Source organism: Wolbachia endosymbiont of Drosophila nikananu, assembly GCF_028981865.1.
GTDB lineage: Bacteria > Pseudomonadota > Alphaproteobacteria > Rickettsiales > Anaplasmataceae > Wolbachia > Wolbachia pipientis_B.
This window is the reverse complement of the sequence record NZ_JAPQLL010000070.1, coordinates 21,362-31,285: the sequence shown is the minus strand read 5'-3', so window position 1 is coordinate 31,285 and position 9,924 is coordinate 21,362. Positions and strand designations below refer to the sequence as shown.

General features: G+C 35.5%; 10 protein-coding genes. 5 read left to right on the top strand and 5 right to left on the bottom strand.

What is annotated here, in order from left to right:
- The first annotated feature begins 405 nt into the window (after positions 1 to 405).
- Positions 406 to 762 (top strand): TrbC/VirB2 family protein, encoded by a 357-nt coding sequence (locus OZD67_RS05380; protein ID WP_182183409.1) that lies wholly within the window; start codon positions 406 to 408, stop codon positions 760 to 762.
- A 2-nt stretch (positions 763 to 764) separates the two neighbouring features.
- On the opposite strand, the gene OZD67_RS05375 is transcribed toward OZD67_RS05380, so the two are convergent.
- On the bottom strand, positions 765 to 1,763 hold the full coding sequence (locus OZD67_RS05375) for a pyruvate dehydrogenase complex E1 component subunit beta (protein WP_182183411.1): 999 nt from the start codon (positions 1,761 to 1,763) through the stop codon (positions 765 to 767).
- A gap of 239 nt (positions 1,764 to 2,002) precedes the next feature.
- Positions 2,003 to 2,188: an IS630 transposase-related protein gene (locus OZD67_RS05370; RefSeq protein ID WP_182183413.1), complete on the bottom strand. Its 186-nt coding sequence runs from the start codon at positions 2,186 to 2,188 to the stop codon at positions 2,003 to 2,005.
- A gap of 212 nt (positions 2,189 to 2,400) precedes the next feature.
- On the opposite strand from OZD67_RS05370, the gene OZD67_RS06645 reads away from it, so the two are divergent.
- Positions 2,401 to 2,532, top strand: coding sequence for a TomO hydrophobic C-terminal domain-containing protein (locus tag OZD67_RS06645; RefSeq protein ID WP_434732572.1), 132 nt, complete (start codon positions 2,401 to 2,403; stop codon positions 2,530 to 2,532).
- An 87-nt stretch (positions 2,533 to 2,619) separates the two neighbouring features.
- Positions 2,620 to 5,070 carry a type I DNA topoisomerase gene (topA, locus tag OZD67_RS05365; RefSeq protein ID WP_182183415.1) on the top strand — a complete coding sequence of 817 codons (2,451 nt, stop codon included), beginning with the start codon at positions 2,620 to 2,622 and terminating at the stop codon, positions 5,068 to 5,070.
- A 165-nt stretch (positions 5,071 to 5,235) separates the two neighbouring features.
- Here the strand turns inward: topA and OZD67_RS05360 are convergent, their stop codons facing one another.
- Positions 5,236 to 5,883, bottom strand: coding sequence for a heme exporter protein CcmB (locus OZD67_RS05360; protein ID WP_182183416.1), 648 nt, complete (start codon positions 5,881 to 5,883; stop codon positions 5,236 to 5,238).
- Between the two features lie 107 nt (positions 5,884 to 5,990).
- Here OZD67_RS05360 and OZD67_RS05355 point away from each other — a divergent pair, with 107 nt between their 5' ends.
- Positions 5,991 to 6,383, top strand: coding sequence for a TraR/DksA family transcriptional regulator (locus OZD67_RS05355; protein WP_182183418.1), 393 nt, complete (start codon positions 5,991 to 5,993; stop codon positions 6,381 to 6,383).
- 164 nt (positions 6,384 to 6,547) lie between these two features.
- Here OZD67_RS05355 and ubiB read toward each other — a convergent pair whose 3' ends face one another.
- Positions 6,548 to 7,969: a 2-polyprenylphenol 6-hydroxylase gene (gene ubiB / locus OZD67_RS05350; protein WP_182183419.1), complete on the bottom strand. Its 1,422-nt coding sequence runs from the start codon at positions 7,967 to 7,969 to the stop codon at positions 6,548 to 6,550.
- Positions 7,966 to 8,706: a metal ABC transporter ATP-binding protein gene (locus OZD67_RS05345; RefSeq protein WP_182183421.1), complete on the bottom strand. Its 741-nt coding sequence runs from the start codon at positions 8,704 to 8,706 to the stop codon at positions 7,966 to 7,968. The genes ubiB and OZD67_RS05345 overlap by 4 nt, the downstream gene beginning before the upstream one ends.
- Here OZD67_RS05345 and OZD67_RS05340 point away from each other — a divergent pair.
- Positions 8,698 to 9,579 (top strand): zinc ABC transporter substrate-binding protein, encoded by an 882-nt coding sequence (locus tag OZD67_RS05340; RefSeq protein ID WP_182183422.1) that lies wholly within the window; start codon positions 8,698 to 8,700, stop codon positions 9,577 to 9,579. The two genes, OZD67_RS05345 and OZD67_RS05340, sit on opposite strands and share 9 nt — an antisense overlap.
- Positions 9,580 to 9,924 lie beyond the last annotated feature (345 nt).

Sequence of the window (9,924 nt, the reverse complement as noted above, 5' to 3'; positions counted from 1 at the left end):
TTGGTTGAAATTACGTCTTCTGGATCCCAGTGTCAAGCACTGGGATGACAGGAAGAGAAGGCTACTTGGATGACACCTTGACGATTTGAAGAATCATCATACCGCTACGTGTTAGCGGCTAAGAGATACCGCGGCGGTATGACGGTTAAGTAGGGTGTCATTCCAATCTGGAATCTAGTTCTTATTGTACATTTACTTGATGTAGAGTTAAGTTTCCTGGATCCAAGTAGTCAAGCTACTCGGATGACATCGTTTACTATGTGATATCGTGCCATATTACAATGTTCGTGCAGTTGTGTGTCAACTACCTTTGTGGCACCGTTTGTTATTCAATCTTTATGCTAGTTTTACTAAAAATTATAGTATTTTAGGTATAATTGCAATATCTAAATTTAAGGTATAGGGATGAACCCTAGGAAAGTTTTTAATATTCTTTTTATAGTATTATTTATTTCTTTTTCTCATGTTGGGAGTGCTGCCGCTGACACTAATACTGATACAACTGCTCAAGTAATATGTAATATTATTGGCTACGTTTGGGGAATAGGCGGACCGCTTATGACCGTAGTGATAATAGGTGCAGCTTTGCTTGCGATATTTGGTAGAATGCCATGGCCAGCTCTTTTTGCACTCGGTATATTTTGTGCTGTATTTTTCGGTGCTAAAACTATTGTGACAAAAGTAATGGGTGGTATAGGCAGCACTGGAAATACTTACTTGATGGACCAATGTGGAACAGGAGACACAAAAAAGAACCAATAGGGTTATTTTTTTCTAAAGCAGACCTGATGCACGGCTTCAACTATATCTTTCACTTGCGGTAATGCTTTTTTTTCTAGGTTTGCAGCGTAAGGTAAGGGGATGTCCTTGCCAGTCACGCGAATAACTGGAGCATCAAGGTAGTCAAATCCTTGTTCCATAACAACGGCTGACAGCTCTGCTCCTATTCCTGCAAATGGCCATCCTTCTTCTACACTAACTAACCTATTAGTCTTCTGAATAGAGTTAATAACAGTTTGAGTGTCAAGTGGTCTTAAGGCTCTGAGGTCAATAACTTCAGCTTCTATACCTTCACCTGAAAGTAAATCTGCTGCGTTTAAAGCATCCATTAATTTCAGTGAGAAAGCAGTGATAGTTACATCCTTTCCTTCCCGTATAACAGCAGCCTTGCCTATCTCAAGTAGATAATCTTTATTTGACAGCTCAGAGTCAGAAATTTCATGTTCATGTCCGTAAGCTATTTCGTTTTCTAGAAATATTACCGGACTCAGGTCACGAATTGCAGCTTTAAGCAGACCTCTGCAATCGGAGGCAAAGTAAGGTACTATCACTTTTAATCCCGGTATATGCGAATACCAAGATGCAAAGCATTGAGAGTGTTGTGCAGCAACTCTTGCTGCAGCACCATTTGGCCCACGAAATACTATGGGGCATCCAAGTTGTCCACCTGACATATAATTTGTTTTTGCTGCAGAATTCACGATTTGGTCGATAGCCTGCATAGAAAAATTAAAAGTCATAAATTCGACAATTGGCTTTAATCCAGCGAATGCTGCTCCAACAGCAAGGCCAGCAAATCCATGTTCGGTAATAGGTGTATCAACTACCCTATTTTCTCCAAATTCTTTCAGTAATCCTTTTGTTACTTTATAGGCACCATCATACTCTGCAACTTCTTCACCGATGATCAACACGTCAGGGTCGTTTTGCATTTCTTCTCTGATCGCTGTGCATAAAGCTTCTCTTACACTTAAGGTTGCCATTTATAAACTTTTATAGACTTTAACTAAAGTAACTATATCAGAATTACTAGGAAGCGTACAAATTAAGTTTTACAAACTGACCTTACCCAGATGATATGAATAAGTATTGCTTGGTTGAAAGCAAGAGAAGATAATAACTTCTTAGAGTGGATAGGTGGCAGTTCTTTTGAGGCACTTTCTGCTCTTACATGGAGTGTAGGAAGAAGACCTCGTGACCCAGATTCTGCCACCGGTGAGGCTCAGTCACCTTTTTGATAGCCTGAAGATGGCTTTATGTTTCCTGTTTCTTTTTTCCTTTTCCTCCATAAATATATTGTTTTTATATTCAGTTTAAATATTTCACTAATTCTTTTTATCGTCATTGTTTTTTCATCAACTGCTTTGAGAACTTGTTCTCTGAGGTCTTCACTATATAGGCTTGGCATTTTTCATCTCTTTAATATGCCATTATAACCTATTCTATCCTTCAGGTAAACCTTTCTTGGGTTAGCTATATAGATAAAGTGGCTTAGGTTTACCTACAATTTGAAAAACAACAAATTCGTCATTCCGCTACTCGTTAGCGGAATCTATGCTGAGATACCGCGAATGAATCGCGGTATGACGTAGGTAAACCTTTCTTGGGTTAGCTATAGCAGTGGGAATAGCAGTTGGAGCTTGTTGTCTGGTTGCTGCTGCAATCATATACTATTGTAATAGACCTTCAAATTCACTTGAAAATAGCAAGGTCCAAGGGTTTTCTGGAAACCATGAACAACCTACTCTGTAAAATTCACAAGACCTATTAAAATATTTTTTTACTTTTCATCGTATATTTCTCAACATATTATCTTTAAATACTAAAATAATTAACAATATGGCATTATTAATAGTTGAATCACCTGCGAAAGCAAAGACAATAGGTAAATATTTGAGTAAAGAGTTCAAAGTAGCTGCATCTTTTGGCCATGTAAGAGATCTTCCAGCAAAAAATGGCTCCGTCGATCCGGATAATGATTTTGCTATAAAGTATGAAACCATTGAAAAAGCAGAAAAGTATATAAAAGAGTTAGTAAAAGCAGCGAGTAAAGCATCAGATATATATCTTGCAACAGACCCAGACAGAGAAGGGGAAGCAATGGCTTGGCATGTGATAGAGACATTAAAAGAAAAGAAAGCCATCAGTAATGAAAACAACATTTATAGAGTAGTCTTTAATGAGATAACAAAGAGAGCAGTGCAAGAAGCAATAAAGAATCCACGTGAAATTAATATGGACTTAGTGCGCGCACAGCAAACACGCAGAGCTTTGGATTACCTAGTTGGATTTAGTTTGTCACCACTGTTATGGACGAAATTGTCGGGGAGCAAGTCTGCAGGGCGAGTGCAGTCTGTTGCATTAAAGCTTATATGCGAACGGGAAGATGAAATCAGTAAGTTTATAACACAGGAGTATTGGAGCATAAAGGCAGAAATGCAAAATAGCAAAGATGAGACTTTTTTTGCTATGCTAAGCCACTATGATAATAAAAAGCTAGAAAAATTTGATATTAAGAATGAAGAAGAGGCAAAGAACTTAGCCAGGGAGATTGAGTCAAGGCAGTATGCTGTAAGCACAGTAGAACGCAAGCAAGTTAAGAGAAACCCGCTTCCTCCATTTATTACTTCAAGTCTTCAGCAAGATGCAGTGAACAAGCTGTATTTTAACGTGAAAAATGTTATGCGCATAGCGCAAAATTTATATGAAGGTATCGATATTGGTGGTGAAACTGTAGGGTTGATAACTTACATGCGTACAGATGGGTTTTATATTGCAGATGAGGCTATAAACTCAATTAGAGGGTCAATTAAGTCGTTATATGGTGATAAATATTTACCACAGTCTCCTCGTAAATATGTAAAAAAGGTCAAAAATGCTCAAGAAGCACATGAAGCAATCCGGCCAACTGATATAAATAGAACACCAAATAATATTAAGGATTACTTAACGCCAGAGCAATTTAAATTGTATGATTTAATCTGGAAAAGAACCATTGCAAGTCAAATGGAATCGGCGATTCTTGATCAAGTGGTAGTTGAAATTAGTTCTATTGATCAGAAAGTGATTCTGCGAGCAAGTGGATCAAGTATATTCTTTGATGGTTTTTATAAAGTCTATCAAGATAACATGGAAGCCGAAAATGAAGGCCTGCTACCTGCCATGAAGGAAGGGGAAGCGTGTAAGCTGATTTTAGTTGAGCCAAAACAGCATTTCACTCAACCCCCACCTCGTTATAGTGAAGCAAGTATCGTTAAAAAAATGGAAGAAATCGGTATAGGTCGCCCGTCAACTTATGCAACAATTATTTCGGTATTACAAGATCGTGAGTATGTTTCATTGGATAACAAAAGATTTATTCCAAGCAGCCGCGGTAAAATTGTTACTATATTTTTAGAAACTTTTTTTCAGCGTTGTGTAGAGTATGATTTCACAGCACAAATGGAAGAAAAGCTTGATTTAATCTCAAATGGCCGTGCAGATTGGAAAAAAGAATTGAGCCATTTTTGGGTGCCATTTTTTGGTCATGTAAACTCTGTCAAGCAAATGACGCATGATGAAGTTTTCAGCGGCATTCACGATTTGGTAATCGATCGGTTTTGTTCAGAAGAAGGAAAAAAAGAGGTGAATACGAAATGTCCTATTTGCTCTGATGGCATATTGAAATTGAACTTTGGGCGAACAGGAGTGTTCCTTGGATGTTCTAACTATCCTGAATGCAACCATACAAAAGAAATTACAGGCAGTAATGACAATTCAGAATATCCAAAAAGTTTAGGTGTAGATGATATAACAGGCCAAGAGGTAGTAATTAAAAAAGGTCCTTTTGGGCTTTACCTGGAGTTTAATAGTGAGCCTGGAAAGAAAAAAACGGTTTCTATACCAAAAGATATAAATGTTAATGACATTGATCTAAATACCGCTATTCAGTTGCTCTCCTTGCCAAAAATAATTGGAGAACACCCAGAAACCGGAAAGGAAGTAAAAATAGGCCTTGGACGATTCGGGTACTATATTTTCTATGATGGTAGATACTTTTCTCTTAAGAAAAGCTCCAAAGAGGTGCTGAATACAGAATTGAGCGAAGTTGTGCAAATTATTGCAAACAGTCCACGCAAAGAGTTAAAGTCTCTCGGGGTTAATGAAAAAGGAAAAGAAGTTTTCATCTGCAACGGTAGGTATGGATTTTATATAAAATGCGGTAAAATAAACGTTGCTTTGGGCAAGAGTGCAGATATTGAGAGTATAGATTTGAAGAAGGCTTTAGAGTTGATTAAGAATAAAAAGTAGACTTCTTGCATAACCATATGACGAGCTTTTATTGGGAATAGAAATGAAAAAACTTGCTTGACGCCATTTGTTGTAAACTCACTTTTTCTTGATTTTTTGGTTTATCTTGTCTACCTATTTTGTCACTCTGCTAAGCAGATACCTACTGAATAACAGTAAGATTTTTCAATCCTGTTCCACAGCAAATTTTAATGCCATGTGAGTAGTTATAGTACTGTTAACAATCAAAATGACAAAAATTAACATGGTGATTAGTAGTGTATAAATGTTCAAGGACAAATTTTCAAATTGAGTTAGCATTTTAAAATACACAAAGGTTGGCATTATCATTGGCAAAACAAGAATTTGCGATACTCCTGATGCTAAGTTGTTTCGACCAATCATCAATGCATTTCCAGTAGCTGAAATATTAATGATTATCAGCGTATTAAATAATAAAGACACTCCAACTGCTATTGAGTGTTCAATACTATTGCCTAGAACTGCAAAGCTGAATATGGAAGAAATTACTGAAATCGGTAGCCCAAATAATAACCAGTGAGCGAAAATTTTATAAGCAACTATAAGCCTAGAAGAGAGTGGCTGTACAAAGATTTGCTCTAATATTCCATCATGATAATCAGATGTAAACAAATTATTTGTAGAGATCTGCAAAACAAATGTAGCACATATCCATGTTAATGTTAACATAACTTCTTGTTTATTGTTGTTTTCAAGTGTAAATGAAGATAAACTTAACATTATAATAAAAATACATACTATATGGGTAAGGTTATTAATATCCATTGCTAATTTTTTTACTAAGTTGATCATACTAGGCTTTTAAATGTTTATTATAAATTATAGTGTTTACTTTGAGGGTAGTATAATTTTTTGTTCATAAGTTATATAGGTTTTATTATTTTTTTGATAATGCAATTATGGAAAAGCTACCGAAAATAAAGTCACCAGAGGATTACACTCCTTCAGAAGATGAAGAATATATGAGCGTAAAACAACTGGAATACTTCAACTTAAAGTTACAATCAATACTCGCTGAGTTGGAGAAACAAGAACTAGAAGATAATAGTATTGATACATACTATTCTGATGGAGATAGTGGAAATGAGGAATTAATCAAGCGCCGAAAAGATAGAAAAGAAAAGATTAAGGAGGCGTTAGAAAAAATAAAATTAGGTACTTATGGTTACTGCGATGGAACAGGAGAAGAAATAGGAGTCGAAAGACTTAAAGCTAATCCGCTTGCTATATATTGTATTGAAGAGCAAGAGAGAGTAGAAAAAGAAAAGAACGTGTACAACATTAACGATTAATTTACACATAAGTGGTGAGCCATTAGGCTTCAAGAGGAGCAAGAGGCGCTGAAGTATGTTATGCTATAAAGAAAGTGGAAAATTGGACATTCTCAACTCGACTCCTGCAGATTAAAAATTAAGTTGAATTAAAAATTGGGTTTGACGCAGTTTTTTCCCATAGTTTAAGAAATTAAAAATTTAACGATTAGAATTATAATTACAAACCACAGTAAAAAATAGACTTTTCCATTTGATTTATTTTTAACTTGTAATTTTTTATCAGCTATTAGGTTTAATTTTTCTATAAGGCTAAATATCCCTTGGACTGTTTTTACAGGATAAGAATTTCTAATTTTTTCCCTATACCCTATTTTACTTTCATGTTGACTGCTTATCCACGCTTCAACTACTTTCCACATATTGATTTCTGGGTAGATCTTTCTACATGTCCCTTCCAGTAAAATCATAGTTTTCTGCAGCAATAACAATTGTGTTTGAACTTTCATATCAAAATCACCAGTTATTTTTAATAGCTGAGCAAGTAAACTAGCAAATGAAATCTTCTGTATAGGCTGCCCAATAATAGGTTCACCTATTGCCCTGCAGGCTGTGACAAAATTTCTATGCTGTGATGAAACGTAACCAGCTTTAAAGTGCATTTTTGCAACGTGATCATAATCCCGATTTAAAAAGCCTTTGAGTATCTCTATAACGTAATAGCATGTCTCATGATCTATTCTACCCATGATTCCACAATCCAGGGCAATAATATTGTTATTACTATCAACCATTAGATTTCCAGGATGCATATCAGCATGAAAAAAACAATCCCTGTATACCTGATTACAAAACGATTCTATAAGGTTGATAGCTATTTGCTTATGATTATTCAGTTTTTCAATTTCGTATATTGGCGTTGCTTCTATCCATTCTAATGTTAAAACCTGTCTTGCAGTTCTATTCCAATCTACTTCAGGTACGTAAAAACCTCTGTCATCTTTTGTGTTTTCCTTTAACTCTGAAGAGTGAGCAGCTTCAAAGCGTAGATCTAACTCTACTCGGCAAATTTCAGCAAAAGTTTTGACTAACTCAATTGGTTTCAGCCTTTTTGATTGTTCGCTAAATTTTTCTGCAATTTCCGCAAGCCAAGAAAGCATCTTTATATCCCTTGAGAATGTTTTCTCAATATTTGGCCTTAAAACCTTCACAGCAACTTCCTTACCCTCAGTTGTAACCGCTCTATGCACCTGAGAAATCGATGCTGCTGCAATTGGCTTTTCAGAAAAGCTTGAAAAAATGTCGCTCAATTTACAATTAAACTCACTTTCTATAGTTTTAACTGCTATTTTATGTGAAAATGATGGCAATCTATCACATATCAATAACAAGTTATTTGTTATATCCTCATTTAAAACATCAGTACGTGATGAGATAGACTGCCCAAACTTAATGAACACCGGACCTAATTTTTCAAGAGCACACTTTAGCTTATGGCCTTGTATTTTATTTATTGATTTCTTTGATGGTGGAAGTAAACAAGGTAATATATTGTAACGTGTCAGCAATGTAGTTATGTGCAGAAGACGCAAAATATTTTGAATCATTTTGCTGCGTAACTGCTAAATATTTCATTTAGGGTTTTATTTTTCATAATCTCATCAGGCTTGCCTTGGCAATAGATAGTATTATTTATACAAATTACGTAATCTGAGGATGGTAGAGCAGAGTTAAGATCATGAGAAGTCATAAGAATCGATACCAATCGTTTTTTTGCTATTTTATTTATAATATCATAAAATTTAGCCCGCGCGTTAATATCCAGTGCACTGACTGGTTCATCTAGAATGATCAAGTCAGGCTCTGCAATTAAACAACGTGCAAGCAGTAGTAGTTGTGTTTGCCCTGCAGAAATTTCTAACACTTGATTCTTCAAAATGTTACCGATACCAACCAACTCTATCGCTTCTGTAATAATGGATTGATTTTTCTTTAGTCTTTTCAAGGAGCTATTTAAAAGGAAATATTCAACTGTTATTGGCATCAAATTACTAATACTAAAATTTTGCGGCATATAGCCAATTTTTATGTTGTCAGCAAATACGATACTACCGGTACAGCTTTTATTTATGCCAGCAATTGCTTTCACTAAAGAGGTTTTACCTCCACCATTTGGACCAAGTATTGTAATTACGTCTCCTCTTTCCATGAACATATTGATATTGTCAAGGATTCTTTTACCACCATATGTGAGAGCAAGGTTTTCTATTTTTAGAACACGATTATTGACATTATTTAACTTTTTGGCAAAATTTAACTTCTTCTCAACATTTATATGAGACATTTACTGGCTTTTTTTCTATTACTTTCATTTACACTATACTATAATATTGCCTTTTCATCCAATTTAAAAGTTGTAGCTACAATCAAACCTATCCACTCACTTGTAGCTTCTGTGACAGAAGGGATTTTAGAACCGGAATTGCTTGGCTATGCAACATCTGCGCATAATTATATATTAAAGCCGTCTGATGCGAGTAATTTGGAATCAAGTGATGTCATATTTTACACTGACGATAACTTAGAGACGTTTGTTCAAACTTTCGCCAAAAATAATAAAGAACTAGTGCAATTATCAAAGGTAATCAACCTACTTCCTGCTCGGCCACATTCATTTTCTAGAAAAATTACCAATACTCAAGATGAAAAAGACCTACACATTTGGCTGAGTCCCGAAAATGCAAAGAGCATGATACTTTTTATAAGTGCAACATTGTCTAACATAGATAAAGAAAATTTCCATCGATACAACTCTAATGCAACAAAAGCTATAAAGAAAATAGACCAAGAAGTAAAAGAAATCGTGAAAGAACTGAATGATTTTAAAAATCAAAAATACATCGTCACTCACGATGCTTATCAATATTTTGAAAAATATTTTGGTTTAAATCACCCAAGCGCCATTCTTTCTATAGAAGAGGATTCGTACATAGGTATGAGGAGTTTAATGAAGCTAAAAAAGATAATGAAGGAAGAAAACGTTAAATGTATATTTGCTCATTCACAAGAAGATAGCATAAAGCCTAATGCTCTTTCTAATGACGCAAAAATGGTAGTTCTTGATCCTATTGGATCAGACATAGAGCCTGGAAAAGATGCATATCTAGCTATAATCAATAGCATTGCACAAAATTTCAAATCTTGTTTTGTTGAGTAACAAGTTCCCTTTTAGCTTACTGTTTTATTGTTCTGCAAATCAAGAAGAAGTGAGTTTACAACAAATGGTGTCATTCCAGTCTGGAATCCAGCTTTTTCATAATCATCAAAACGTTGTATTTTATGCTTACTAACTTAATAAAATTCCTGGATCCCAGACTGGGATGACATCGTAGGGGTGTTGGCCCTGACAATCGTCATCCCGCTACTTGTTAGCAGGATCTAGAGATACCGCGGCGGTATGACGGTTCGCGGCGGCATGACGATAAGGTTTATACCTTGTCATCCCAGTGCTTGACACCGGGATTAATTTATCTTGTCTACCTTATTTTGCCACTCCGCTGAA

Coding starts and splice junctions, on each gene's coding strand:
- ubiB (WP_182183419.1), bottom strand. CDS start 7,969: ATGATTCAAAATATTTTGCGTCTTCTGCACATAACTACATTGCTGACA.
- OZD67_RS05375 (WP_182183411.1), bottom strand. CDS start 1,763: ATGGCAACCTTAAGTGTAAGAGAAGCTTTATGCACAGCGATCAGAGAA.
- OZD67_RS05380 (WP_182183409.1), top strand. CDS start 406: ATGAACCCTAGGAAAGTTTTTAATATTCTTTTTATAGTATTATTTATT.
- OZD67_RS05340 (WP_182183422.1), top strand. CDS start 8,698: ATGAGACATTTACTGGCTTTTTTTCTATTACTTTCATTTACACTATAC.
- topA (WP_182183415.1), top strand. CDS start 2,620: ATGGCATTATTAATAGTTGAATCACCTGCGAAAGCAAAGACAATAGGT.
- OZD67_RS05370 (WP_182183413.1), bottom strand. CDS start 2,188: ATGCCAAGCCTATATAGTGAAGACCTCAGAGAACAAGTTCTCAAAGCA.
- OZD67_RS05360 (WP_182183416.1), bottom strand. CDS start 5,883: ATGATCAACTTAGTAAAAAAATTAGCAATGGATATTAATAACCTTACC.
- OZD67_RS05345 (WP_182183421.1), bottom strand. CDS start 8,706: ATGTCTCATATAAATGTTGAGAAGAAGTTAAATTTTGCCAAAAAGTTA.
- OZD67_RS05355 (WP_182183418.1), top strand. CDS start 5,991: ATGGAAAAGCTACCGAAAATAAAGTCACCAGAGGATTACACTCCTTCA.